Source organism: Tumebacillus lacus, from assembly GCF_026410385.1.
GTDB classification, from domain to species: Bacteria; Bacillota; Bacilli; order Tumebacillales; family Tumebacillaceae; genus Tumebacillus; species Tumebacillus lacus.
The window spans coordinates 30110-54977 of sequence record NZ_JAPMLT010000002.1; the positions used below are offsets into that span (position 1 = coordinate 30110).

The window sequence follows — 24868 nt, forward strand, 5'->3', positions numbered from 1 at the left end:
TCGTTCACTCCTTCCCTCTTCGCCAGTCGTACTGCTCGTTTCGTACGTCTAAGACTCGGCCGTTGATGGTTACGGTGTGGGAGTCGAGCCACTCTGTGCGTACGTCCTGCTCGCGGTAAGCCCAGTAGATGTTTTTCCTTTCGGAGGTGTGGTGGTTTACCAGTTCGCCTCGGATGCTGTAGGCCGTGGTGGCTCCGCCGTTTGTGAGGTAGAAGTGGATCGTGTAGGTCTCCTCCGGTGACGTCGTGCTGGTCAGCCACTCTCCCTCGGGCAGTCGGCTCATGGAGAAGAACAGCGTGTAGACGATGTAGGCTAGCAGTCCGCCCACAAGGAGCAGCATCGTCGCGCAGCCCAGCAGCCATTTTTTCAAACAGGTCCCCCTCCTTCCCTTCTATATATAGAAGAGCCCGCTCTCCTTATGAGAGAGCGGGCTTTCGCTATGTGTTTTCCTATGCTTGGTGCTGTTGGACGGAGTTTTTGTCGCCGGTCATTTTCTTCGCCAGGAAGAAGCCGGCGATGATGATGATCGGGTAGATGACGACCCAGCCAACAAACGGGAAGACAGCAGCGGTCAGCAGGAAGGACAGCCAAGAGATGGCGACGCCGCCTTTGGTGTCTTTCAGGAGCTTGATGCCCGCTGCGCAACCGCCGAGGTACACCAGCAGGAAGGTCGCGTTCGGGAACTGGATGATCGTCTTCAGCGGGACGAGGCCCGACCAGTAGACGGAGATGACGATCACGAAGCAGCAGGTCAGGAAGCCAAGACCGCCCAGCGGGGTCTGGTACTTCTTGCTCAGGATGCCGAGGATCTTCGGTGCGTCACCGCTGGATGCCAGCGAGTACGCGAGACGGGATGCAGCACCCACGTAAGCGATGATCGTCGCGAGGCAGATGAAGACGGCGGTGATCCCGATGACGATGGCGCCGCCGGTGCCGAGGATCTTGTCGACGACGAGAACGAGCGAGACTTCGGAGCCGGAGCCGCCGTAGGACTTGGTGCCGACGGTCGCCAGCGCGGTCAGGAAGTACAGACCGCCGACGAGGAACGCGGAGTAGGTGACGCCGCGAACCGCTTCACGCTTCGGATCTTTGAACTCAGCCGAGAGATGGGAGATCGCTTCCCAGCCGATGAAGCACCAGTACAGGATCGCGGCCGCTTGGCCGATGGAGACCCAGTCACCGGTCATGAACGGCTGGAAGTTCGCCGCTTCGATGTTCGGAATCGAGCCAAAGCCGGTCAGGAGCAGAACGCAGACAATCGCTGCGACGACGGCGACTTGGATCGCGCCGGCGACTTTCATACCGAGAAGGTTGACGATGAGACCGATAAGCAACATGCCGATGCAAATGAACATGCGTACGTTTTGTTCCCAGCCAAACGCCGAAGCGAGGTAGCCGGAGCCGGTGATCGCGATGACCGGTGCCCCGATCGGGACGGACATCAGGAAGAACCAGCCGATCAACGAGCCGGCCTTCGGGCCGAACGCGTTGGTCACGAAGGTGGAGACGCCGCCTGCGCTCGGGAACTTGGCAGCCAAGAGGCCCATGACGAGCGCCATCGGCAGCACGAGCAGGGCCATCAGCCCCCACGCGATCAGGGATGCCGGACCGGCGATGTCGGCAGCCAGGCCCGGGACGAGCAGGACCCCGGAGCCGAGGACCGCACCGATGTTCAGCGCGATGACCTGCGGCAAGCCGATGGTCTTTTTAAATTCTGCTTTTTCCATGTTGTTTGTACTCCTTTGTTCACTTATTTGGACAGGTAGCCCACTGCGTGCGGTTGGTCAAAGGTGCGAACAAACTCTTCCGCAAAGTTGCCGCTGGAGACGGCCGCGACCGGTCCGATCATCTCGATGCCGTAGTCGTCGCCGATCTTGATCTGCAAGGTGCCGCCCGCCATATGGACGGTGACCTGCTCGTCGACGAGGCCGAGCTTTCTGGCAGCAGCCGCCGCTGCGCAAGAAGAGCTGCCCGATGCGAGGGTATAGCCTGCCCCCCGCTCCCAGATCTCGATCTGGATGTTTTGACGGTCGAGAACTTTCAGGATCTGCATGTTGGTGCGGTTCGGGAACAGCGAATGGTTTTCGATCTGCGGCCCGATCTGTTTGGCCAGTTCCGCCGTCACGTCGTCGACCGGGATGACGCAGTGCGGGTTGCCCATCGAGACGCAGGTGGTCTGATAGGTGACGCCGTCCACCTCAATCGCCGGTGCCATCGGGAAGGTGGCGGTGCCCATCTCGATCTGCAGGTGCGTTTCCTTGTCGATGACGAGGCATCGCACGACGCCGCCTTTGGTGACGATCTCAAACGGTTCGCCGATCTTGCGGTAGCCCGCGTCGATCAGATACCGGGTGAAGATGCGCACGCCGTTGCCGCTCTTTTCCGCTTCCCCGCCGTCGGGGTTGTAGATGTGGAACGTCAGCGTGCCGTCCGATTCAAACGGTCCGTAGAGGATGCCGTCCGACCCTTCGCCAAAGTGGGCGGTGCAGATCGCCCGGATCGCATCCGGTGTCAGGTTGATCTGTGTCTTGTTCGGGTCCATGACCAGGTAGTCGTTGCCAAGACCGTGGTAGCGATAGAAATCCATGAAGATGAACGAGGGGCTTAGTACAGCCCCCCGACCTCCTTTTTCAACAGCAGGCTGTCCGGCACGTGACCGTCGAGGATGCGGATGTTCCCTTTATACAGTTCGACCTTCAGGGTGCCAGTTACCTTCATTTGCCAAGGCATAACTTCCGATTCGATCTGCAGACGCTCCGGAGAGTTCCAGTCGCCGTGGTACATCATCTCGCCCCAACGCTTGTCGAGGATCGCTTTGCGGTCGCGCTCGTACTTGTTCATGACGATCGACTCGATGAAGGCGTGGGTTTTGAGGATGATCTCCGCACCCGGCGCTTCGTAGATCGAGCGGATCTTGTCGCCAAACGCGGTGTCTTCCACGTTGATGATCCGGCCCAGCGCATGGACGCGGCCGATGTCGTTGAGACGGCGGATCACGTCGGAGAGCTTCATCGGCTCACCGTTGACTGCGACCGGCAGACCGTCCTGGAAGGTCAGCTCGATGATCTCCGGGGTGTCGACCGCGTCATGCAGGTCCACGGTGAGTTGGAACCAGCGCGGGTCCATCTCGGTCAGGTTGATCTTGTTGATCTCGTGCGACTCGGTGCAGCGGGACCAGAGGTTCTCGTCGGTGGAGAAGTTGTCTGCGATGCCGACCGGGAAGTCGTAGTCTTTGAGCAGTTCGACTTTTTCACCGCGGGAGAGGACTTGGTCTGCCAGCGGAGCGTAGACTTTGATGTTCGGAACGTGGTTCAAAACGCGGATCGCACGGAGGCGGGTGTTTTGGCAACGGGTCGAGCCGAGCGACAGCAGTTTGTCGCCTTCGCCTTTCAGCGCGCGGATCGCGATGTCAAACGCCATCGCACGTGCCAGCGGGGTGCCGAGCGGGAAGCCCTGGTAGTCGGCGTTCATCTGGATCGCCGACGCGATGTACACATCGCAAAACTCGTCGATGCCGTCATACATCAGGTGGTCAAAGCCGATCAGCTTGGCGCGTTCCACCGACTTTTTAATCTCTTCTTCGCCGATGCCTGTGTCGAGGGTCAGCAGGAGGACTTTGCCCCCGTTGACGCGCTCTTTGGTTTTCATCGCGGTGACGGTCGAGTCTGTGCCGCCGGAGAACAGGCAGACCGCGTCGTACCCTGCGATTTTTTCAGACAGGTTGGTGAAGGTTTGGGATGCAGAAGTCGACATGTGTTTTTCTCCCCCTTGGGTCAACGCTTATGCGTTGACCAGTTCTTTATTTTCGGTGAAGCGCTTGTACAGACGGTCTGCATAGTCGAGGGAGGTGTGCAGGCGATAGAACGCGCCTTTGATGATCTCCCAACGGATGTCTTTGTCTGCTGCCACGAACGGAACGACCGCGTTGCGCAGCCAGCCGTTGCCGTGACGGGTATCGATCGCAACGTGCAGGGAATGGTACATCGCCGCTTGCTCAGACAGGCCGAGGCGTTTGTAGCCGCCGACGAGTCGGTCGAAGCGCTTCGGAGACATCATCTCCAGTGCACCGAGGGAGCCGAGCGCTTTGTAGACGTTTTTGCGATAGAGGACGTTGTTCAGCAGGGCGTTGCCGCATGCCAGCGCTTCCCACGATGCGCCTTCCATCAGGTTGAGCAGGGTGTCTTGGTTGGTCAGGTTGAGCTCTTCCAGCAGGTGGTTGAACATGACGGTGTGGACTTCTTCCATTTTGCCGTTGCCCATCTCGTCCCAGTAGTTCTCTGCCAGCTCCATCTTGATCGTGCCGTCGGTGCCGACTTGGGCAAAGGCGACCAGATCGTCGAAGCGGGTGTCGACGGTGATCTCTTCGGACATGAATTCGCGCATCTCTTCGAAGGTCGCGTCGTTTTCCAGGTATTCGTAGAGCGGGTGATCCGCTACGTAGTGGTTGAGGACGAAGTGACGCAGCCAGCGCTCAAACTCTTTCGGATCTTCCGGCACGTCGTTCAGCTCCGGCATACGGGCTTCTTCAAACGCTTCCCACGCCGCTTCCAGCTCGCGTTGGATCTCGACGAGGATCGGGTCGTTTTGGTTGTAGACCGGCTTTTTGTCCGGGATGTACAGGGAGGTCTCATAGATGTAGCTCAGGGAGCGATGCAGGGTGTAGCGAGCATCTGCGTCACCTGCGTTGTACGCGTCGACGGTGCGTTGCACGTGAGCGAGGACCGCGTCGCGGCGTGCGCTGTTGTTGCGGAAGAAGCTGTAGAGGTCTTCGAAGACGATCAGTTCTTTAACCAGTTCGTGCAGGGCGATGGTTTCATTGGACAGCAACTGTTCGATTTTGGTAGCGGACATGTTTGGAACCTCCAATTTTAGGTAAGGTGGTGTATTGTGAAGATTTCGATATTTTTTAGAAAGCTTTCGTCATTCCGTTGACGTTGTTGACGGAGAAGACGTGTTTTCTGATCCCGCGCAGGCGGATGTCGTCGAGGACGCAGTTGACGCCCTGGTACGGCGACGTGAAGTAGCCGATGCAATGTTTGGCTTTGCAATACTCCGGCTCTTGCATCAGGATCTGGTGCGCGGCGTGCATGTTGTAATGCGGGATGCCGGCATACAGATGGTGGATCAGGTGGAAATGGTCTTTGTGCGGGTAGAACAGCTTCAGGAACAGGATGTTGCCAAAGACGTTGCGCGTTTTAAACAGCGGGTCCGGCTCTTCCATGATGCCGGCGTGTTCCGACATCTCCGCGTAGTAGCGAATGACCTGCAGCACGGTGACGTACGGGACGACCCAGTAGAGCACGAGGTCGAGGCCGTGACCGGTCAGGACCGCTGCGGTGATGACGACCGCCCAGTAGGCCAAGCGGCCGAGTTGTTCCTTGAGCGGGATCTCCTTGGAGAAGATGAAGGAGCTCAACGTCCCGTAGATGTAGCGCGGCACATGGATGAGCGTCAGCGGCTTGATCATGTGCTTGAGGATGAACACCCATTTTTTCTGCGGCGGATTTTCCAGACCGAACAGCTTGTAGCGGATCAGGTCCGGGTCGATCTCTTCCGACAGGTGTTTGTGGTGGGTGAAGTGGGAGACTCGGTAGGCGGAGAGCGACGTGAAGATCGGAAACGACGCAAACAGCATGCCGAGCCAGTTGTTCATCGTCTTGTTTTTGAACAAGGAGTTGTGGCTGGCTTCGTGAGTCAGGTTGTCGAACGCCCGTTGGCGGGACGCGATGAGAAACACGGCGATCAGGTACGTGATCATGCCGCCGACCATTTGGGACAGCGCGATGGCGCCGATGATGACCGCCCAGTCAAACGCGATAAAGAACAAGTTGGTGGTGTTGTTTCGCGTTTGCAGTTTGCGGATGCCCTCCCGGGTCTCTTTGGAGAAGGTGGATTGACCTCCTTTTTCTTGCACAGTTGACACCTCCATAATGGAATATTGTGTAGCGGACGGAGCCGTGGTCACTCGTAGCGGAACGGGAAGAACTCCGAGGCGACGAGCACCTTTGAATCAATCTCTCGAATCAGCGGACCGTCCTGCTGCGTGATGCGCTTGCATTCGATCCACTCGGGATCGCTGGAGAAGTTCTCCCAGGAACGCTCCATCGCTTCCTCGTTTTCAAACTCGCAGATGTAGACAAACTCGCCGGTCTCATGCTGAAGGTTCTCATAGAAGGCGATCACGCGGATGTTGTGACGCCGGAACAAGTGCTTGGCGTGGCGGTCGAATCGGTCGCGCAGTTTGTCCCTGGCTCCCGGCTCGCACGTGTAGGTGCGGTGTTCATAGATCATCTCTTCGTTACTCCTTTCCCACCAGACGCGGGATGCGGGCATTGCAGTTGCCGTAGACTTCCTGCGTCGTCACTTTGACGAACTGGATGGCCGTCGGGAACCATCGCTTCCACTCCGGGTGCGTGTCGATGATCTCCGCGCGACCGTTGATGCGGATGCGGATGGCGTGTTCGAAGTTGACGAACAGCATGCCGACGTGCGGGTTTTCCAAGATGTTGCCAAGGCTCTGGAACGCGCCGTTCCCTTCGTAGTCCGGGAAGATCAAGGTCTGATCGTCCAACACGACGACGGGAGGGATGCCACCTCGGAACGAGCAATCGCACTCGCCCTTTGCGTTCGATGTGGCCAAGAAGAAAAATTGCTGGGATTCCATAAAGGATTTGAAGAACGGATGGATTCTCGTGCCGACGTGAATGCCGCTCGTCCCAAACTTTTCACGAAGGAGTTCTTCTCCAGACTGCTGAAGTTGCATCGTCTCCCCCCTCTCTTTTAACGAGTGAGCCTCGTTTTTTATTCAAACTATCAAATGCTTGTGTGTAAATGATACTATAACGAGATTTCTGGTGTCAACATGAAAATTACTGACTGGGAAATTTATTTTCTGCGTGTTATCATATAAGTAAACAAAAATCACTGAGATAGTTCTTTCGGTGAACAAAGTAGGTTGTAAAGGGGGTCTTTGGATGTATTTTTCGTCTGCCAAGCTGGAGCAATTGATCGACGGGCTGCAGCAACGAAGCGGCCGGTCGTGGACGATTCGGGAGATCTCAGGGGCTACGGGCATCTCCCCCGCCTATCTCACCCATTTACGGAAGGGAAGCCGCAAGTTCCCCAGTTTGGAGGTGATCGATCGGCTGTGCCGATTCTTTCAGATCCGGCTGTTCGATCTGATCGAGGAAGGCGACGGCGACCCGTGGCTTTCGACCCAGGACACGCCCGAGTCGGATCCGCCGATGGCGACGTGGCAAGGGCGCATCCGTCAGGCGCTCGATCTTTGCAACCGCATGATCGCCGCCCGCGACCCGCAGCATGCACTGGAACTGCTGTCGTTGCTGGGCGGCTCCCATCAGTTTTTCTCCGGCGAACGAGATCTGGAGGCGGAGATGAAACTGACGCAGGCGGCAGCGCTGATCGAACTCGGCGAGTTTGACGGGGCGGCTGAGGTGCTGGACGCGCTGTTGTCCGGCACCGTGTCGGACAAGGTCCGCACCCGCGCTCTCTGTTTACAGAGTGAAGTCTGCCTGCGCCGGGGCCGAACGGCCGAAGCCCGATCCGCTCTGCAGGCGGCCAAGACGGTGGCGATGGCCGCCGAGGATCACGAGTTGACGGTGCATGTGATGAGCTCGCTCGGTCAGTATTATGCCAAGCTCGGTGAACACGGCGCGGCTGTTTACTATTATGAAAAGGCCCGTCAGCAATCGGCCGGTCCCGGCGGTTGCCCGGAGCAGGCCCGCGTGTTGCTGAGACTTGGGATCGAGCAGATGAAGATCTTGAATTTTGACGCGGCCGAACGGACGCTGTGCACAGCCAAGGCACACAGCGCGCCGGACGACGGGGTGCGGGCCGATGCGGATCACTATCTGGGACGGCTCGCCTGTTTGCGGGGGGACATGGAACAGGCGATCCTCCATTTGAACCGGGCTCTGATCGCCCACCGCGAATCGGGCCGCTGCCGGGATGCGGGCTCCGATCTGCTGATGCTCGCGATGTGCAAACGACGGATGAACAACTGGCACGATGTCAGCGAACATGCGCTGGAGAGCGCGATCTCTTTTGAAAACGTCAACGAGCGCCGCTCGGCTGTCCGGGCCCGGCTTTTGTGGATCGAGTCGCAGATGCAGGGCGATCACCTGCAGGAGCAACTGTCGCAGTGGCTCGCCGAGATCGGCGAGGAGTTGACCGGAGTCGATTCGCCGCTCGATTCGGCCCGCTGGCTGCACTTGCAGGCCGAGATGTGCCGACGCACGGGACATGTGGAGCTCGGGCTGACGCTGAGCTTGCAAGCGCTGTCTCTTTATGAAGATCTCGCCGGTCGAACGGCATAAAAAAACTCACCCGCGCGGGTGAGTTTTTTGTTTCCTGTGAGAATTCAAACTCGCTATCCTTTGATCGGTGCGATCGGCCACGGCGGTTGAATGTCTGCCACTTTGACCTTCTCTTGCGGTGCGACCGGCCACGGCGGCTGAATGTCAGCCAGTTCGTTGACGGCATTAAAGGCGAACGGCACGACTGCAATCCCTACGATCAGCATCCATTTGACTGTCTTTTTCATTGGTTGATTCCCCCTGTTTCATTGACCCCTGCGTGTCGAGATTTGTTGGTTTTTGATTTATTTTGTTTTCTAGGCTGTATTTGTTAGCAACGTATCAGTAAACAAATAGTAACTCATAAAGTTTCCTCAGTCAACAAAAATCTTAAAATTTGTTTTGTAAAGAATCTATAAAAGTGAGAGATTCCGGGGTGCTACTCGACACAGTAAACAGATTTCTGTATAATGAAGTAAACAAACTAACTTGTACTCCGAGTTACTAGCCTACCGCATAGGAGAGATTTCTCTTGTCTACTTTTTCTGCCAAAAAACTGAACCAGTTGATCGATCATCTGAAACATATAACCGGACACCGCTGGACAATCCGTGAAATTGCTGAGAAAACAGACATTTCTCCTGCCTACCTGACATTACTGAAAAACGGCCAACGCACCAATCCCAGTATGGATATGGTACTGAAGCTCAGTGAATTTTTTAATGTGCCGCCCGATGATTTGCTGGAGGCGGAGATCGGCAGCGGAGCGGGGACGCAACGCACGGTCGAGTCGTATGAGATGACCACCCCGTCGCCGATTCGGCAAACGATCCAGATGAGTGAACAACTCATTCAATCAAACAACCCCCAGCAAGCGCTGGAGTTGCTGAAATTGATCCGCACCGATTATCTGCAAGAGGAGATGCCGGATCTCTACCAAGAGGCGGAGTTGGCACGCGCGTCCGCGTTGGTGGCATTGCGTCAGTATGAAGAGGCGGAGCCGGTATTGGCGACCGTTTCTCAAGAAGGAATGCCGGCGTCGAACCGATTGAAAGCACTGTATTTGCAGAGCCGGATGCTCTATCAACAAGAAAAATATCGACCGGCCATCTCCTCGCTGCAAGCGGCGAAAGATTTGGCGGACAGCATTCATGATTCGGAATACCTCTATAAGATTCATTACTCCTTGGGTCTGTGCTACAACCAATCGAGCGACCTCGGGGCCTCGATCTATCATTATGAGATGGCGTATCATTTCTTCCCGGAGAGCCTGCATCTGGTGCATAAAGCGCATTTGTCGATGGGCATGGGGTTGACGTATATGCGGTTGCACAGCTTGAACAAAGCGCGGGAGATCTTCCAGTACGCCTATCAGATCTACAACGACCTTGGCGAGATCAAGTACCGGGCGGACATCGAGCACAATCTCGCCTGCATCGACACGATCAACGGCGAGTATGAAGCGGCGGTCGAACAATTTCTCCATTGCCTGCCCGCCTTCCAGTCGCTGTCCGACCATGTCGGCATCGCCAACACGCTCTATCAGCTGGCGATCTGCTACAAGGAGATGAAGCGGTGGAGCGAGATGGAGGACAACGCTCTGCGCGCAGTGATCACCTACGAAAACCTGCAACAAAAAGGCCAGGCAGCGCGAGCCCACCTCCTGCTGGCCGAAGCGCAGTTTCAGCGCCATCCGCATGAGGCGGATGTGCTGCCGATGATCGACAAGGCGTACGATGTGTTTACGGAGCTCGATTGGACGGTGGATCAGGCGAAGGCGTTGTATTTGAAAGCGACGGTCTTCCAGCAGCGAGGCGAGTTGGAAACGGCTCTTGGCAACAGTTTGGATGCGCTGGCCTTATATTCGGAACATCATATGCATGTCTTGGAGCATTAAAAAAAACGGCGGCCGTGTCGAGAACACGTCCACCGTTTTTTTTCTTTTGTGTCAGGCACCGACCCATTTGCGCACGAGCTTTTGCTGGGTGCGGCCTTCGAGCGAGTTGTCGAGCGGCGTGAGCAAGCGCTCGGCGTCGTGACGTCGCAAGGCGAGACGCAGCAGGTAATCGGCAAAGTCCGGGCTCTTGGCGAGCAGCGGGCCGTGCAGGTAGGTGCCAAAGATGTTGCCTTGACGCACCCCTTCGAGGGCGTTGTCTTTTTGCGTGTAGGCGACGCTACGCAGCACGCGGGCGAGCGGCTCCGCTTGCGGGCCGAGCTCGGTGCGGCCGGAGCGGTTTTCGTAACCGATCAGCAGGGTCTTCTCCCCTTCGATCTCCATCTCGCAGACGACGTTGCCGACGACGCGGTTGTTGTCGCCGATGGTGATGATGTCGATCAGCTCAAGGCCCGGCACGCGGGTGCCGGTGTGCGTTTGATAGTAATGGCCGAGCATCTGGTATCCGGCGCAGATGCCGAGGATGACCGTGCCGGACTGGATCGCGTCGTCGAGCTGGTCGCGGCGGCGGCCGAGGTCTTCGGCGAGGATGATCTGTTCGCGGTCCATGCCGCCGCCCATAACGATCAGGTCATAATCTTTGAGCTCGGGCATCTCGCCGAGCGTGATCTTGTCGACGGTGACGTCGAGGCCGCGCCACTGGGCGCGTTTTTGCAACACGATCACGTTGCCGCGGTCGCTGTAGAGATCGAGCAGGTCAGGGTACATATGGGCAATGCGCAGCTTCAAATGGACAGCCTCCTAAGTACGGCGTTTCCCCTATTATACCGTACGCATGACGTCGCGTGCGAAACGCTCCATCTCTTCCAGTTGCGGAGAGAACTGCAACAGGAGCAAATCGAGTCCCGCTTCCTCGTATTCCCGGATTTTCTCGCGAATCTGCTCGGGGGTGCCGATCAGGTTCGGTCGCAGGCCGCGGTTGGAGACGGAGTAATCTTGCAGGGTAATTTTTTGCTCCAACTGCGATTTGCTGGTGAAGTCTTTAAATCCGGCGTATCCGCTGACGTCCGCTTTGACATCGGTGATGCGGGCCAACTCAGCCTGCGCTTCTTCTTCTGTGTCGCGGCAGATCACGTAGGCCGCCATGCCAAAGGAGGCAAACGGCGGCAGTCCTGCTGCTGCGCGACGGGCTTTCATGTCGTCGATCTTGACGCGGATCTCCTCCGGGGTGCCGCCGTGCATGACGTAGGCGTCGCAACTTTGCGCGATCAACTGTTTGCCTCGCTCCGACTCGCCGCCTGCGTAGAGGATCGGGTTGGGACGCTGCACGGGCTTTGGCGACAGGTGGGCGTTTTCGATCGTGTAGTAGCGGCCTTTGTAGGAGAAGGTGTGTTCCGTCCACAGGCCTTTGAGCACGTCGACAAACTCCTGGGTGCGCTCATAGCGCTCGTCATGCTCGGCAAAGTGACCGCCGTATTGTTTCGCCTCTTCCGCCCACCACGCCGAGACGACGTTCAAGGTGAAGCGGCCCCCCGAGATCCGGTCGATGTTGGCAGCCATTTTGGCCGCGACGGCCGGGTTGTGGTATCCGGGCCGGATCGCAGTCATGATCTCGATCTTTTCGGTGACGGCAACCAAAGCGGCTGCTGTCGACCACGCCTCCAGCACGTCTTGATCCGGGCCTTTGATGTCGTTGAGGTAAAGTTCGGCGATCAAGGTCGTGGAGTAACCCCACCGCTCTGCCGATTGGATCACGTGTTTCGCGTAGTCGTAGGTCGGCGGCATCCCCTCGTCCTCGACATTGCGCAGCCACCCCCCGAAAATGGGCAACCAAAATCCGTATCTCATCTCATCTGTCTCCTCTCTAGTGAATGCGGTCCGGGACCGCCAGCACCGCTCGCTCCGCTTTGGTGATCTCATGCACATAGCGGGTCAGCTCCGCTGTCATTTCGTAGTAATGGAACGGGGTCATCAGGTAGATGCCCCGGAAATGTTTGACCGCTTCATCGAGCAGCTCTTTGGCGATCTCGACGCCTTCCTCGCGGGCGCGCTCGCCTTCATAACGCTTGATCCGCTGCCGGATCGAGTCGGCGATCTTGATGCCGGGCACTTCGTTGTGCAGAAACTCGGCGTTGCGCGACGAGGTGATCGGCATGACGCCGATGAAGATCGGCACCTGGATGTGCTGCGTCGCTTCCCGGATGGCGATGATCGTCTCCACATCGTAGACCGGCTGGGTCATGATATAATCCGCCCCCGCCTCGACTTTCCGCTCCAGCCGCGCCACGGCTGTTTCGAGACGGCGCACATGCGGGTTGAAGGCGGCGCCGACGACAAAGCGGGCGCGGTTTTTCATCGGCTTTCCGGAGAAAGCGATGCCTTCGTTGAGCTGTTTGACCATGCGGATCAGGTCGAACGAGGAGACGTCGAACACGGAGGAGGAGCCGGGCAGATCGCCGTAGCGGGCCGGGTCGCCGGTGACGACGAGGATCTGATTGATCCCGAGCGCGTGCAGGCCCATCAAGTGCGACTGCTGACCGATCAGGTTGCGGTCGCGGCAAGCGACGTGGACGAGCGTTTCGATGCCGTACTCGCGCTTGATGATCGAGCCGAGCGCCATGTTGCTCATCCGGGTCGAGGCAAGCGAGTTGTCGGCGATGGTGACCGCGTCCGCTCCGGCGTTGTGCAACTCGATGGAGCCGGTGACGAATCGCTCGATGTCGAGGTCGCGCGGCGTGTCGTACTCGACGATGACGGTGTGGCGTTCTTTGACGATGTCGAGCACGCTCGGTTTCTCCGTGGTGACGTGGCGCAGCGGACGCAGGTCGCCGTCGATCACTTCAAGGCGCGGCCGGACCGGATCCGGGTTGGTGCGGATGATGCGCGGACGATCTGCCAGCGCGTCGGAGATCGCTTTGATATGCTCCGGCGTGGTGCCGCAACAGCCGCCGATCAGCCCGACACCCTGCTCCCACAGTTTGACGGCGCTCTCGCCAAAGTAGTTCGCCGTCGAGGTGTAGGAGAACTCGCCGTCGATCAGGCCGAGACGGCCTGCGTTCGGGAAGGCGGACAGAGCCAGCCCCTCCGGCACGACGGTGTTTTCAATCGAACGCAGGATCTCAGCCGGACCGAGTCGGCAGTTCAGTCCGACCATGTCCGCTCCTGCCGCTCTCAACTGTTCAAACGCAGTGCCCAGTTCATAGCCGTCGCGGGTGCGTCCGACCTCGACCAGCGACAGTTGCGCGATCACAGGCGTGCCGGACGACTGGGTCAGCGGTTTGAGCACGTCGAGCGCGAGCAGCAGTTCTTCGAGGTCGTAGAACGTTTCCAGGAGCAGGCCGTCCGCGCCTTCATGCAGCAAGGCGACCGCCTGTTCCTCGTAGACGTCACGGTATTCTTCCAGATCGCGGGACCGGATGCGACCGGCGAGGATCGAACCGACGGTACCGACGACAAACGCGTCTTTGTCCGCTTTTTCAATCGCCTCCCGCGCCAGTTGAACAGCGGCGCGGTTGATGCGCGTCGTTTTGGTTTCCAGTCCGTAGCGGGCCAACCCTTCGCGATTGGCCGCGTAGGTGTTGGTTTCGATCACGCGCGCTCCGGCACGCAGGTAGGCGAGGTGCACGGAGCGCACCCAGTCCGGATTGTTCAGCGTCAGTTCTTCAGTGGAAGCACCGAGCGCACTCCCCTGTTGATACAGCAAAGTGGCCATCGCACCGTCGCCGACCAACAATTCTGTTTGCAAACTTTTTTTAAATTCTACTGTTCGTGCCATTTCTGTCACCCACCTTTTCGATTGTTGGTACGGCTCGCCACTGCATCACAGAGGGAAAGGATCGAATCAAATAAAAAAGCCTCTTCTTGAATGGCATCAAGAAGAGGCGATCATACGTCATCCGAAAAAAAAAACAGAGAGTACGCGGGCTCCTCTTATCTGCCAAAACGCGTGACGTTTTGATGGAATTGGCACCTTGTACGCTGGATTTACAAAAACAGCGTACCGGTTGCCGAGGTTTCACAGGGCCAGTCCCTCCACCTCTCTGGATAAGAGCATGCATATGAAGTTTAAACTTACAGAAAAATCGTAACACCTGCGGAAGAACCTGTCAAGGAGCAGTTGGATAAAGCAAGCTGCAAGCTTTGGCGAATTTGTCAACTTCGGGCACGTAGCGGGACAGTTTGCGCAGGAAATAGCACGTCTCCGGGAAGTGATGCTCGAGGAAGCGCAGCGTCATCCGGTTCGCGACCGAATCGCGCCGGTAATAGGCGACCAACTCGCGGATGAACGGTTCAAAGGCGAGCGTCGCCAGCCCCACGTCACGCGCGTATTTGCGGATGACAGGATTGTCGTCGGGGACGCTGCGCAGGAAGTTCCGGATCGAGACCAAGGCGGCGAGCAGGCCTTGGAAGGTCTGCGAATACTCCTGCAGGCGGCGTTGGATCGCCACCTCAGCCGGATCGACGCCGTTGATCGTCAGCATGACGTGGCCGAACTGGTCGAGCAGCCACAGGTCGATCAATTGGATCAGCGACAATTCGGGAGGTGTCCGGCCTTGCTTGTAAGAGCGAAGCACGCGCAGGTACTCCCCGTTTTCGTTGAGCGTGCCGTTGAAGTAGGTCGGGGTGAGATTCAGCACGACGTCGTTGTAGAGTCGCAGGTTTTGCATCCGGTTCTCCAGTTGGTAGTACCCCGTGGCAACGCGGTCGGCCTCTGCCGCCAGCGCGATCATCTCCTTCGAGGAGGCGGGCAACTGCGGGTCGAGCCGCTCCAGCCGGTCGATCACCGCTTGAAAAGCATCGATGTACGAACTGGCATAGCGCACCCACGTCTCTTCCGCCGGCGACAGGAAGTCGCGCAAAAAGACGGCATGGTCTTGCAGCATATGCAACCAAAAATGGTGTTCTTCCCACGGCGTCATCATCGCCGCTTCTCCGCTCATTCGGTCACACCCCTCGCCTAGTCGGATCGTGTTACTATCTGTATGCAAAAAAGGGCCTCCGATGAGACCCTTTTTTGAAAAGATGTTGAATCAGTTGTGGTTGACCCACACGCTCTTGATCTGGGTGTAGTTGTCGAGTGCGTACTGCCCCATCTCGCGGCCGATGCCGGACTGTTTGTAGCCGCCAAACGGAGAGGCTGCGTCAAACATGTTGTAGCAGTTGATCCAGACGCTGCCCGCTTTGAGCTTGTTCGCGACGTGGAAGGCGGTCTTCATATTTTGCGTCCACACGCCCGCTGCGAGGCCGTAGGTGGACAGGTTGGCGCGGCGGATGATGTCGTCGATGTCATCGAACGGCATCGCGGCGACGACCGGGCCGAAGATCTCTTCTTGGGCGATCGCCATGTCGTCCGCCACGTCGTAGAAGACGGTCGGTTTCACGAAGTAGCCGCCCGCGAGGTCGCCTTCTGCGCGCGCGCCGCCGACTGCCACTTTCGCCCCTTGTTCGATGCCTTTTTCGATATAGCCGGTGACGCGGGAGAGCTGCTCGCCGGTGACCAGCGGACCCATCTGCGTTTTCGGGTCGAGGCCGTTGCCTTGGCGGACGTTGCCCGCGTAGGAGGCGAGATCGGACAGCACGTTGTCATAAGAGGACTTGTGGATGTAGAGGCGGGAACCGGCCGAGCAGACTTGACCTTGGTTGAAGAAGATCGCCTGCATCGCGCCCGGGATCGCCTGCGAGAAGTCTGCGTCCGGGAAGACGATGTTCGGGGACTTGCCGCCCAGTTCCAAGGTGACGCGCTTGAGCGACTCGGCCCCGTAGCTCATGATCAGCTTGCCGACTTCGGTGGAGCCGGTGAACGCGATCTTGTCGACGTCCGGGTGGGTCGCCAGCGCTTTGCCCGCCGTTTCGCCATATCCGGTGACGACGTTGACGACGCCTGCCGGGAAGCCTGCCTCTTGGATCAGTTTCGCCAGATAGAGAGCGGACAAGGGCGTTTGCTCCGCCGGTTTGAGCACGACGGTGCAGCCGGTCGCAAGGGCCGCGCCCAGTTTCCACGCCGCCATCAGCAGCGGGAAGTTCCACGGGATGATCTGGCCGACGACGCCGATCGGCTCGCGACGGACGTAGTTGTGCATGTTCGGCACGTTGACCGGGATCACTTCGCCGCCGATCTTGGTCGCCCAGCCCGCGTAGTAGCGGAAATGTTCAGCGGTCATCGGGACGTCGAAGCCTTTCGCTTCGGAGATCGGCTTGCCGTTGTCGAGCGTCTCGATCTCGGCAAAGACGTCTGCGTCGCGCTCGATCAGGTCGGCGAGGTGGAACATCAGGCGGGCGCGCTCCTGCGGCATCAGGCGCGACCACGGGCCGTCTTCAAACGCGTCGCGGGCGCAGGCGACCGCGCGGTTGATGTCTTCCGCGTCGCCTTCGGAGACGTAGGCGAGGATCTCGCCGGTCGCCGGGTTGTAGGTCGGGAACGTCTTACCGCTCGCCGATTCGACGAACTGGCCGCCGATGAAGAGTTTTTTCACCGTTTTCGATTTGACGAAATCGACGGTGCGCGGGTTTAATTTGTGCGTGGTGGTTTCCATAAAAAAATCCCCCTCTTGAGTATGTAGGATCGATGTCTGTCCTACTCTCAATCTATGAGGGGGATGGATGTTTTAGAAGGACTCTTTGATGACCAATTCTTCGATCGGCAGACGGCCGGTCGGATGCGCCGGTGCTGCCGCTTTGCCGAGGGTCAGACCCATGACGATGTGGAAGCGCTCCGGGATGTTGAGCAGTTTGCGCAGGCCGTTGCGGTCGATGCCGCCCATCGGGCAGGTGTCGTAGCCTTTCGCTTTGGCAGCCAGCATCAGTTGCATCGCGGCAAAACCGGAGTTGAGCACCGCTTCGTCTTGTGCCCATGCTTTGTTGTCCGGGTTGTACGCCCCTTTGATGTTGCCGATCAGGGTCTCGGCCGCTTGCTTGGGCATCAGGCCTTTGTCGACGAGCGGCAGGTAGAGGTCGTCCGCCATCTTGTCCGCTTCACGGTCGCCGAGGACGAGGATGAACACCGGCGCGTCGACCGTCTGTTGCTGGTTGTAGGTCAGCGGCAGCAGCTCTTGTTTGCGAGCCGGGTCGGTGATGACGAGGAAACGCCAGTGTTGCAGGTTCCACGCGGACGGCGCGGTCGCTGCAGCGGTCAGGATGTCGTGCAGGTCCTCAGCCGGGACCGGAGCGGACGAGTCGTATTTGCGGACGGTATGGCGAGCTGTAAACGCTTCAAACAGTTCCATGATTTCAATACACTCCCTTTGTTTGATCGTATGTAGAGTTCTAATTCTTTCTTTTCTAAAGTAATACCCGTTGGCAACGTCTGTCAACCCTTGTTTTGCACGCCGATCACCCAACCTTCGACGGAAGCCCGTCTGCGTTCGTCGTCTGTGAGGTCGGGATGGAAATAAGCATTGAGGGTGCCGGCCCGGTCCCGGTCGCGCAGGCCGACGGCGCAGGCGCGGGCGTCTTCGGCGTCGGAGCGGGTGCCGTGGTTGAAGAGGGTCGGGTAGACTTCGACGAGCACGTGGCCGTGATCCGGCGGCTCAAAGCCGTCGAAGGGCCAGAAAAACAGCGGGATCTCCCGTTCCCGGCAATAAGTGCGCAGGCGTGCCAGGCGGCCGATGCCAAACAGCGCCTGCAACCCGACCGCGCCGTTGCCGCCGATCTGGTAGAGCGGCTTCATGCGCGGGCACCGCTCTTCGACGAGGCGCCGGTTGCGCAAGGGGGTGGCGTCGTGCGGGAAGCGTGGATTTTTCAACTGAGCAAAGTTGGCACCCCAAAACGGACCGCCGCTGTCGATGCCGATCAACTCCCCGATCCGCCGATTGGCTGCCATCGCCCACTCGCGGGGTACGTCCCCGATCGGCGGCAGTCCGTGGCCGCCTTGCACCAGCAGGCTCAAGAGTTGTTCCCACGAGGTCCACTCCGACCCGCTGACCGTCTCATAAAATCCGGTCGGAAACGAGTAGGAGTGATCGAAGCCGAGCAGCACGCGCTGTCCGTTTGCAGTCGCTTCCGCCAAGAGGATCTGGACCGCTTCCAATAAAGACTCCCGGGTCAGCCCCTGCACGAGGCGCACGTTCTCGTCGCGGTGAGAAGCGACGGCGAGCACGATGTGTTTTTTCTGCTGCCGTTCGTCTTTGGCTCCGCTGTAATCGGCAAATGCGTAATAATCGTAGGTCATTTCGTATCCTTTCGCTCCATCTCTTCGATCACGGTCATCCGCTCGGCCAGATCGGAACAATGGAACTCCCATTGCACGCCGTCCGGGTCGAGGAAGTTGACCGACTGGCCGATGCCCCGCAGCACCGGCTCGCGGACGATGGGCACCTGCTGGCGGCGCAGGTGTTCGACCGCCGCTTCGAAGTCGTTCCGGCTCACGGTGAGGGCGATGTGGTGGACGCCGTTGGTTGCCGGCGCATCGTCCGGCAGCGGTTGCTCGGAGAGGCAAAACCAGGTCGTCCCGGACTCCAGATAGGCATATCCTTCCCCGGCGTGCACGACGCGCATCCGCAGGGTGTCGGTATAAAAACGGAGCGAGCGTTGCAGGTCTTTAACGAAGAGAGTGATGTGATTCAAACCGCGCGTTTCGAACAGGAGAGCCACTTCCCTTCTCTGAATGCATAAAACATCACGGGCAGATCTCACTCTCCATTATATAGCAAAAGAGTGCAAACAGCCGTTCCTGTCTGCACTCTTTCTTTCGTTCTTACACAGCCGGTTTCTCTTTTTTCTCTTCCTTGTCGTCCCCGCTCATCAAACCGCGGGTCGCCCCTTTAAACTCAGACAGGGTGCGGCCGACAGCACGGCCGAGCTCCGGTAGTTTGGACGGGCCAAAGACGATCAGGGCGATCACGAGGATCAACACCAGACCTGGGATGCCGATATTGGAAAGCATGTCTGTTCAGCCTCTTTTCCCTCTAAAATTTGAATCCGGTGATCGCGACGACAGCCGGGCGCGGCATCTTGTCACCGGCGCGATGCGGCCACATCGAGGTGAGTTCACCCATCGATTTGGACTGCTCGCCCGGGTGCTGGACCGCCAGGAACAAGGTGCGCTCGTCCGGCGTGAAGGTCGGACCGGTCAGCTCGGCGTCTTTCGGAGCGGAGGCGAACTGCAGAGCCTCCCCTTTTGCTTTGCCCGAGGTCGGGACGACGTAGAGGCCGTTGTGACCAAACGAGGTAAACACGCCTTTGTTCATCGAAGAGCCGGACATGTCGGTGACGATCCACAGGTTGCCATTGGAGTCGAACGTCAGGTTGTCCGGTGCGGAAAAACCGGACTGTCGGCCGCCCGCCGCAAAGATCTCAAAGTCAAACTCGGTCGCCGCCAGATCGCCGTCTTTTTCAAAGAAGCGGGTGACGTGGCCGTGGATGTTGCCGTGCGTGTCGTTGTTGGTGTGGGCGATGAAGACGGTGTTGTCAAACGGCGAGATCTCCACGTCTTCCGGACGGTCTGTCGGGGTCGCGCCGAGGAGCAGCGCCGCTTCGTCTGCGTGGACGAGCACGTCGCCTTGCGTTTGGAAGATCGCCAGCATCTCCTCGCGGGTGCCTTTCACGCCGAACGGAGCGGACCATTTGGCGTTGGACAGGACTTTTTGCACCGCTTCGAGGGTAAGAGCGACCCATTTGCCCGCTTTGAAATTGGCGGCGTAGAGCGTGCCGTCTTCCAGCAGTTTCGAGTTGTTGTACCCGGCTGCGGAGTCGTATTTGCCGTTGGAGATGTATTTGTAGACGCAAGCGTCTTTTTTGTCATCGCCCATGTAGACGACGACGCGGCCGTCTTTGGAGAGACCCATGCAGGTGTTTTCGTGGTGGAAACGGCCGAGGGCGGTGTGTTTGCGCACCTCCCATTTCTCCTCAAACGGCGCGATCTCCGCGACCCAGCCGTAGTGGGTTTCGTTGAGACCGGCTTCCGAGCAGGTGTCCTCATAGTTTTCTTCGCAGGTGAGGACGGTGTTCCACAGCGTCACGCCGCCGGAGCAGTTGGCAAACGTGCCGCGTACGGTCGTTGCGCCGTTGACCGCTTGCGAGCCCGCAGCCGGGCCGGTCAGTTTGAACATCGTCAGGCCGTTAATGCGACGCGCGTATTTCGATTTCGTGTCCATCTTCCAGACGCCGTTCTGGTCGCGGTAGACTTCGAGGATCGAACCGCCTTGGTTGTAGAGCATCTGCTCGGTCTGCGCCGCCGTCCAGCCGCCCGCGCCTTTCGGGCCGGTGACGAACAGTTCGCTGACGTACTCGTGGTTGACCCACAGCAGGCCGCGCTCGTTGGAGCCGTCGATGGGGAAAAAGGCGGTGTAGTCGTTGTTGAAGCCAAACGTGTCGCCACGCTCGTTGATCTTGTCGCCAAACGCTGCGATCACGTCATATTTGAAGCCCGGCGGCAGGAGCAGTTGGTCTTCGGTGGAGTGGCTGATCGGGTTGAAATAGCCGGAGACTTTGTTGGTTTTGAAACCAAACAGGTGATCGGCCGTCTTGGCCTCCGCCTTGCTGCTCAGGACGCCAAGTCCTGCCGATGCGGCGGCCAGCGTCGCAGCCCCGGTGCCCAGATAGCTCAAAAATGTGCGGCGATTCATGTTTTCCACTGCAATCCCTCCCGGAAATACGTGCGAATGAGTGCTTACGGCTCTCATTCTAGCGACCGAACGTAAAAGGGGGATCGTGATTTCCTAAAGTTCTCATTCATTTTCTGTAAACGGGGAACCTGTAGACGTACGAAGTCCTGGAAGAGTTTCTTGGAAAGGAGTCGGAGTTTATGAACCAAAACGAGATCATCGAAGCGATTCAAAACCAATCGATCCGGCTGGATCCAGAGGAGGGGCTCGACGCGCTGATCGACGCCATCGGCGAGGCACGCTATGTGCTGCTCGGCGAAGCGTCGCACGGCACATCGGAATTTTACACGCTGCGCACGGAGATCTCCAAGCGGCTGATCGAGCGGAAAGGGTTCCATTTTCTCGCAGTCGAAGGGGATTGGCCGTCGTGCTACCGGCTGAACCGCTATGTGAAGCGATACGAGGGAGCGGATGACAACGCGGCCGCCGCGATGGGCGATTTTACCCGCTGGCCGACCTGGATGTGGGCCAATCGGGAGGTGATCGCGCTCGCCGACTGGATGCGTGAACACAACGCAGGGAGAGCGGCGGCGGAGCGGGTCGGATTTTACGGGATCGATGTGTACTCGCTGTGGGAGTCGATGGAGGCGATCATCGAGTATCTGGAGCAGACGGGCGCGCCGGAGTTGGAGCAGGCCAAAGCGGCGTTTTCCTGCTTTGAACCGTTTGCTCGCAGCGAGCAGACCTACGGGATCTCGGCCGCGTTTCTGTCGGAGAGCTGCGAGAACGAGGTGGTCAAACTCCTGCGCGACCTGCAGCAAAAAAGGGGCGAGCGCCGGCACGCCGATTATCAGGACGGCGAGGAGTCGCTCAGCGCGGAGTTGAACGCGCTGGCTGCCGTCAACGCAGAGCGCTACTACCGCTCGATGGTGCGCGGGGGTCCCGATTCGTGGAATGTGCGCGACCGACACATGGTCGAGGCGTTGAACCGACTGATGAAATTTCACGGGTCTCGTGCCAAGACGATCATCTGGGAGCACAACACGCACATCGGCGACGCCAGAGCCACCGACATGGCGGGCGAAGGCATGGTCAACGTCGGTCAACTCCTGCGCGAGGCGTATGGCGACGAGGTGTACGCGGTCGGATTTGGCACCCATCGCGGGACGGTGATCGCTGGCCGCGAGTGGGGGGCACCGCTGCAGGTGATGAACGTGCCGCGAGCTGAGCCCGGCTCGTGGGAAGACCTGCTGCACCGGGCAGGCGGCTACGACAAACTGCTCCTCCTCGGCAGCGGCCACCCCCTCTTCCAAGCCACGCTCGGCCACCGCGCCATCGGCGTCGTCTACCACCCGGAGTACGAACGCCGCGGCAACTATGTGCCGACCCGCGTGGCGGAGCGGTACGACGCCTTTTTGTATGTGGAGGAGTCGAAGGCGTTGGACCCGATCAAGGTGGGGAGAGTCCTCGTCTAGCAAACGAAAAAGACCCGGATCAGCGACCGGGTCTTTTTTTGCTTTCTCAAATATCGAAGAGATTGATCTGCCCCGGAGCCTCCCCCTTATACTCGATGCAAAGCAGCCGCATCAGTTCCTTCGCGTTGGGCCCCGCATCGCCGCCGGAGTTGTTGTTGAAGATCACGCAGATCTCCTCCGTCGTCTCCTGCAAACGCAAGAGCCGCACTTTCCAGTCGATCAGTTCGTTGGTGTTGTACCGGTAGAGATAACGCACGTCGCGCCAGTTCTCTTCGCTCGGCTGGCTCCATGCCTTGGTGTTGCGCCCGTGAAACCGGACCAGCGTCAAACGGCTGTCGGTCGCCCGCAGCACCGTCGGCACCGAGCCGGGCCGCACCTGCGGCTCGTCGCAGATCGAGTGAATCCACCCTTCCCGCTCCATGAAGGAGAGCGTTTTGTCCCGCATTTCTCCGTCAAACCAGCTCTGGTGCCGAAACTCCAACGCCAGCGGCAGATCGGCCAGTTTCGCCTTCGTATACCGCAGCAGGTCGACGTTGCGACGGTTGCAGTCAAACCACGGCGGATACTGAAACAGCACCATCTTGAGCTTCCCCGCCTCCCGCACCGGTTCAATCGACCGGGCAAACGCCGCAAACATCTCCTGTGCATCGGCAAACGGGTTGTCCCCTCGCAGATGCCCGGTCATGCCCTGATACGCTTTGATCACAAAGCCAAAATCGGGCGGTGTCTCCCGGCACCATTTTTCAAAATGTCTCGCGGGCTGCACCGCGTAAAACGAGCTGTCCACCTCGACGATGGGAAACTGCGCGCTGTAGGCCGCGATCCCGCCTTTTTCCCCCAGTCCCACCGCATGATGACCGTTCCAGCCGGTCAGTCCTATTCGTATCATCGATCCTCTTCCTGTCTGTGTTCTTTCTCCTATCGTGCCTCACATGGATTCCCATCGCAAGTCCTAAAGGAAATTGATATAAGACCAGAGAACTCTTTACTCACGATAGTAAGGAAATTCTCGGAGGTCGGAATGAAACTGTTTAAGCATCGCTCAAAGAATCGACACCTGTCCCTCCTTGTCCTCTCCTCCGCACTGCTGCTGACCGCCACCCCGGTTCAGGCAGCCGATGTGGTCCAACCGCTCCAAACCTACACCTACGACCTGCTCCAGCGCGACATCGAACGATTGGCCGCCGCTTACCCCGGACTGATCACCTACAAATCGATCGGCAAGACCCCGTTCGGCCGCGAGATCTACGCGGTCAAACTCGGCAAAGGCGAACCCTCGATCACCATCAACGGCTCGCATCACGCCCGCGAGTGGCTGTCGACCAATCTCAACATGTACATGCTCGACCGCTATGCGGAAGCCTATTCCCGCGGCGGCGGCATGGACGGCTACAACGTGCGCGAACTGCTCGACAAAACGTCGATCTGGTTTGTCCCGATGGTCAACCCGGACGGCGTCACGTTGGTCCAGTACGGGTCGGACGCGTTTCCCGACTGGTACCGAGGCGAACTGGTACGGATGAACGAAGGCTCGTCCAATTTTAAACGCTGGAAAGCAAACGCCCAAGGCATCGATCTCAACAGGCAATACAACGCCGACTGGGCGAATATCCAATACAACATCCCGTGGCGCAACTGGTACAACCACAAAGGCGACGCACCGGAGCAAGCCCCGGAGACAAAGGCGATGGTCGCCTTTACCAACGAGATCAACCCGATGGCCTCGCTGGCCTACCACTCCTCGGGTCAGATCCTCTACTGGCATTTCCACAATCGCGCGGAACATCTGGCCCGCGACACCCGCATCGCGGGTCAAGTCAGCGCCTACACCGGCTATTTTCTGGTCAGACCGACCGCTTCTCCCTCCGGCGGCGGTTATACCGACTGGTTTATTCAACAGTTCGGCCGTCCCGCTCTGACGCCGGAACTGGGCAAGTTTGTCGGCGACGCCGAACTGCCCTTGTCCGTTTTCCCGGACGAGTGGAACCGCAACCGCCCGGTGGGGCTGTATATGGTGCAGGAAGGATTTAAAGTCTGGTGGAACTCCACGCCGACCGAGCCTTTCAATCAGCGGATCTATGTCGGCGTGGATGTCGGCATGTTTACAGACCCGACCTGGGATCACAACGCCGACTACCGGATCACGCCGCAGAACGTCAACGCTTTTGAGAAAAAAGGCAACTGGTACAACATCCGCACATGGGTCGGCGACCAGTGGGTGCATGTGCCGAACGCGTATCCGGCGATCACCCCGACCCCCGTTCAGAAACGCGTCGCGCTGACGGCGACCGCCTCGCTGTACTCGGCACCGTTTGAACCGTTCAAATCGGGAGCGGCGATCTCGCCGCAGACGGTCACCGTATTTGAAGAATGGAACGGCTGGTACCACATTCGCACATGGGCAGGCGACCGCTGGATCATCGCGCAGGCCGGCGGGACGGAAACACCGGTGCCGCCTCCGCCGCCCGCGACGACCGAGAAAAAAATCGCGCTCACCCAAGTCACGCCGCTCTACGAACGCCCGTCCCCCGACGCGCTCACGAAAAACGCCGTCACCCCGCAGACGGTCACCGCCTACGAAGTACGCGACGGCTGGGCACGGATCAAAACGTGGCTCGGAGATCGCTGGATACAGCTGTAAGG

General features: G+C 58.8%; 24 protein-coding genes and 1 riboswitch. Of the genes, 4 read left to right on the forward strand and 20 right to left on the reverse strand.

Annotated elements, in window-relative coordinates; all coding sequences use genetic code 11:
• Positions 1-4: 4 nt before the first annotated feature.
• The 8 genes from OS242_RS04515 to OS242_RS04550 all read right to left on the reverse strand — a co-directional run bounded on the left by OS242_RS04515 (position 5) and on the right by OS242_RS04550 (position 6763).
• Positions 5-370, reverse strand: coding sequence for a DUF5412 domain-containing protein (locus OS242_RS04515; protein WP_267150465.1), 366 nt, complete (start codon positions 368-370; stop codon positions 5-7).
• A 79-nt stretch (positions 371-449) separates the two neighbouring features.
• On the reverse strand, positions 450-1727 hold the full coding sequence (locus tag OS242_RS04520; protein ID WP_267150466.1) for an amino acid permease: 1278 nt from the start codon (positions 1725-1727) through the stop codon (positions 450-452).
• A gap of 23 nt (positions 1728-1750) precedes the next feature.
• A complete protein-coding gene (gene dapF, locus OS242_RS04525) occupies positions 1751-2587 on the reverse strand; it encodes a diaminopimelate epimerase (RefSeq protein ID WP_267150467.1) in 837 nt (278 codons plus the stop codon).
• A 17-nt stretch (positions 2588-2604) separates the two neighbouring features.
• Positions 2605-3753, reverse strand: coding sequence for an argininosuccinate synthase domain-containing protein (locus OS242_RS04530; RefSeq protein WP_267150468.1), 1149 nt, complete (start codon positions 3751-3753; stop codon positions 2605-2607).
• Positions 3754-3780: 27 nt separating this feature from the next.
• Entirely contained in the window at positions 3781-4851 is a 1071-nt protein-coding gene (locus tag OS242_RS04535) for an iron-containing redox enzyme family protein (RefSeq protein WP_267150469.1), read from the reverse strand.
• A gap of 55 nt (positions 4852-4906) precedes the next feature.
• Positions 4907-5914 (reverse strand): fatty acid desaturase family protein, encoded by a 1008-nt coding sequence (locus tag OS242_RS04540; RefSeq protein ID WP_267150470.1) that lies wholly within the window; start codon positions 5912-5914, stop codon positions 4907-4909.
• Between the two features lie 47 nt (positions 5915-5961).
• Positions 5962-6291 (reverse strand): NIPSNAP family protein, encoded by a 330-nt coding sequence (locus OS242_RS04545; protein WP_267150471.1) that lies wholly within the window; start codon positions 6289-6291, stop codon positions 5962-5964.
• 7 nt (positions 6292-6298) lie between these two features.
• Positions 6299-6763, reverse strand: coding sequence for a pyridoxamine 5'-phosphate oxidase family protein (locus OS242_RS04550; protein WP_267150472.1), 465 nt, complete (start codon positions 6761-6763; stop codon positions 6299-6301).
• A gap of 211 nt (positions 6764-6974) precedes the next feature.
• Between OS242_RS04550 and OS242_RS04555 the strand changes: the two genes are divergently transcribed.
• A complete protein-coding gene (locus OS242_RS04555) occupies positions 6975-8336 on the forward strand; it encodes a tetratricopeptide repeat protein (RefSeq protein WP_267150473.1) in 1362 nt (453 codons plus the stop codon).
• A gap of 53 nt (positions 8337-8389) precedes the next feature.
• On the opposite strand, the gene OS242_RS04560 is transcribed toward OS242_RS04555, so the two are convergent.
• Positions 8390-8563, reverse strand: coding sequence for a hypothetical protein (locus tag OS242_RS04560; protein ID WP_267150474.1), 174 nt, complete (start codon positions 8561-8563; stop codon positions 8390-8392).
• A gap of 284 nt (positions 8564-8847) precedes the next feature.
• On the opposite strand from OS242_RS04560, the gene OS242_RS04565 reads away from it, so the two are divergent.
• On the forward strand, positions 8848-10212 hold the full coding sequence (locus tag OS242_RS04565) for a helix-turn-helix domain-containing protein (RefSeq protein ID WP_267150475.1): 1365 nt from the start codon (positions 8848-8850) through the stop codon (positions 10210-10212).
• Between the two features lie 51 nt (positions 10213-10263).
• Here the strand turns inward: OS242_RS04565 and OS242_RS04570 are convergent, their stop codons facing one another.
• From OS242_RS04570 to OS242_RS04615, 10 genes are all read right to left on the reverse strand, one after another.
• Positions 10264-10998, reverse strand: a complete 735-nt coding sequence (locus OS242_RS04570; protein WP_267150476.1) for a type 1 glutamine amidotransferase — start codon at positions 10996-10998, stop codon at positions 10264-10266.
• 33 nt (positions 10999-11031) lie between these two features.
• A complete protein-coding gene (locus tag OS242_RS04575) occupies positions 11032-12057 on the reverse strand; it encodes an LLM class flavin-dependent oxidoreductase (RefSeq protein ID WP_267150477.1) in 1026 nt (341 codons plus the stop codon).
• Between the two features lie 16 nt (positions 12058-12073).
• On the reverse strand, positions 12074-13984 hold the full coding sequence (locus tag OS242_RS04580; protein ID WP_267150478.1) for a bifunctional homocysteine S-methyltransferase/methylenetetrahydrofolate reductase: 1911 nt from the start codon (positions 13982-13984) through the stop codon (positions 12074-12076).
• 152 nt (positions 13985-14136) lie between these two features.
• A riboswitch (SAM riboswitch) is annotated at positions 14137-14260 on the reverse strand.
• A 55-nt stretch (positions 14261-14315) separates the two neighbouring features.
• Positions 14316-15149 (reverse strand): DUF2935 domain-containing protein, encoded by an 834-nt coding sequence (locus OS242_RS04585; RefSeq protein WP_267150479.1) that lies wholly within the window; start codon positions 15147-15149, stop codon positions 14316-14318.
• A 90-nt stretch (positions 15150-15239) separates the two neighbouring features.
• Positions 15240-16742, reverse strand: coding sequence for an aldehyde dehydrogenase family protein (locus OS242_RS04590; RefSeq protein WP_267150480.1), 1503 nt, complete (start codon positions 16740-16742; stop codon positions 15240-15242).
• Positions 16743-16814: 72 nt separating this feature from the next.
• Positions 16815-17432, reverse strand: coding sequence for a nitroreductase family protein (locus OS242_RS04595; protein WP_267150481.1), 618 nt, complete (start codon positions 17430-17432; stop codon positions 16815-16817).
• An 83-nt stretch (positions 17433-17515) separates the two neighbouring features.
• Positions 17516-18376 (reverse strand): hypothetical protein, encoded by an 861-nt coding sequence (locus OS242_RS04600; RefSeq protein WP_267150482.1) that lies wholly within the window; start codon positions 18374-18376, stop codon positions 17516-17518.
• A complete protein-coding gene (locus tag OS242_RS04605) occupies positions 18373-18798 on the reverse strand; it encodes a VOC family protein (RefSeq protein ID WP_267150483.1) in 426 nt (141 codons plus the stop codon). Before OS242_RS04605 ends, OS242_RS04600 begins: the two co-directional genes overlap by 4 nt.
• A gap of 103 nt (positions 18799-18901) precedes the next feature.
• Positions 18902-19090, reverse strand: a complete 189-nt coding sequence (locus OS242_RS04610) for a twin-arginine translocase TatA/TatE family subunit (RefSeq protein ID WP_267150484.1) — start codon at positions 19088-19090, stop codon at positions 18902-18904.
• A 22-nt stretch (positions 19091-19112) separates the two neighbouring features.
• Complete coding sequence (locus OS242_RS04615; protein WP_267150973.1) at positions 19113-20771, reverse strand: PhoX family protein; 1659 nt, start codon at positions 20769-20771, stop codon at positions 19113-19115.
• Between the two features lie 179 nt (positions 20772-20950).
• On the opposite strand from OS242_RS04615, the gene OS242_RS04620 reads away from it, so the two are divergent.
• Entirely contained in the window at positions 20951-22225 is a 1275-nt protein-coding gene (locus OS242_RS04620) for an erythromycin esterase family protein (protein ID WP_267150485.1), read from the forward strand.
• Between the two features lie 46 nt (positions 22226-22271).
• Here the strand turns inward: OS242_RS04620 and OS242_RS04625 are convergent, their stop codons facing one another.
• Entirely contained in the window at positions 22272-23114 is an 843-nt protein-coding gene (locus tag OS242_RS04625; protein ID WP_267150486.1) for a DUF72 domain-containing protein, read from the reverse strand.
• Between the two features lie 132 nt (positions 23115-23246).
• Between OS242_RS04625 and OS242_RS04630 the strand changes: the two genes are divergently transcribed.
• Positions 23247-24866, forward strand: coding sequence for a M14 family metallopeptidase (locus OS242_RS04630; protein ID WP_267150487.1), 1620 nt, complete (start codon positions 23247-23249; stop codon positions 24864-24866).
• The last annotated feature ends 2 nt before the right edge of the window (positions 24867-24868 follow it).

Bases quoted from the DNA above. Each gene is read 5' to 3' on its own strand.
- OS242_RS04620 (WP_267150485.1), top strand. From the start codon at position 20,951: ATGAACCAAAACGAGATCATCGAAGCGATTCAAAACCAATCGATCCGG.
- OS242_RS04590 (WP_267150480.1), bottom strand. From the start codon at position 16,742: ATGGAAACCACCACGCACAAATTAAACCCGCGCACCGTCGATTTCGTC.
- dapF (WP_267150467.1), bottom strand. From the start codon at position 2,587: ATGGATTTCTATCGCTACCACGGTCTTGGCAACGACTACCTGGTCATG.
- OS242_RS04530 (WP_267150468.1), bottom strand. From the start codon at position 3,753: ATGTCGACTTCTGCATCCCAAACCTTCACCAACCTGTCTGAAAAAATC.
- OS242_RS04600 (WP_267150482.1), bottom strand. From the start codon at position 18,376: ATGACCTACGATTATTACGCATTTGCCGATTACAGCGGAGCCAAAGAC.
- OS242_RS04630 (WP_267150487.1), top strand. From the start codon at position 23,247: ATGAAACTGTTTAAGCATCGCTCAAAGAATCGACACCTGTCCCTCCTT.
- OS242_RS04575 (WP_267150477.1), bottom strand. From the start codon at position 12,057: ATGAGATACGGATTTTGGTTGCCCATTTTCGGGGGGTGGCTGCGCAAT.
- OS242_RS04560 (WP_267150474.1), bottom strand. From the start codon at position 8,563: ATGAAAAAGACAGTCAAATGGATGCTGATCGTAGGGATTGCAGTCGTG.
- OS242_RS04550 (WP_267150472.1), bottom strand. From the start codon at position 6,763: ATGCAACTTCAGCAGTCTGGAGAAGAACTCCTTCGTGAAAAGTTTGGG.
- OS242_RS04580 (WP_267150478.1), bottom strand. From the start codon at position 13,984: ATGGCACGAACAGTAGAATTTAAAAAAAGTTTGCAAACAGAATTGTTG.
- OS242_RS04625 (WP_267150486.1), bottom strand. From the start codon at position 23,114: ATGATACGAATAGGACTGACCGGCTGGAACGGTCATCATGCGGTGGGA.
- OS242_RS04585 (WP_267150479.1), bottom strand. From the start codon at position 15,149: ATGAGCGGAGAAGCGGCGATGATGACGCCGTGGGAAGAACACCATTTT.
- OS242_RS04535 (WP_267150469.1), bottom strand. From the start codon at position 4,851: ATGTCCGCTACCAAAATCGAACAGTTGCTGTCCAATGAAACCATCGCC.
- OS242_RS04615 (WP_267150973.1), bottom strand. From the start codon at position 20,771: ATGAATCGCCGCACATTTTTGAGCTATCTGGGCACCGGGGCTGCGACG.
- OS242_RS04595 (WP_267150481.1), bottom strand. From the start codon at position 17,432: ATGGAACTGTTTGAAGCGTTTACAGCTCGCCATACCGTCCGCAAATAC.
- OS242_RS04555 (WP_267150473.1), top strand. From the start codon at position 6,975: ATGTATTTTTCGTCTGCCAAGCTGGAGCAATTGATCGACGGGCTGCAG.
- OS242_RS04520 (WP_267150466.1), bottom strand. From the start codon at position 1,727: ATGGAAAAAGCAGAATTTAAAAAGACCATCGGCTTGCCGCAGGTCATC.
- OS242_RS04610 (WP_267150484.1), bottom strand. From the start codon at position 19,090: ATGCTTTCCAATATCGGCATCCCAGGTCTGGTGTTGATCCTCGTGATC.
- OS242_RS04545 (WP_267150471.1), bottom strand. From the start codon at position 6,291: ATGATCTATGAACACCGCACCTACACGTGCGAGCCGGGAGCCAGGGAC.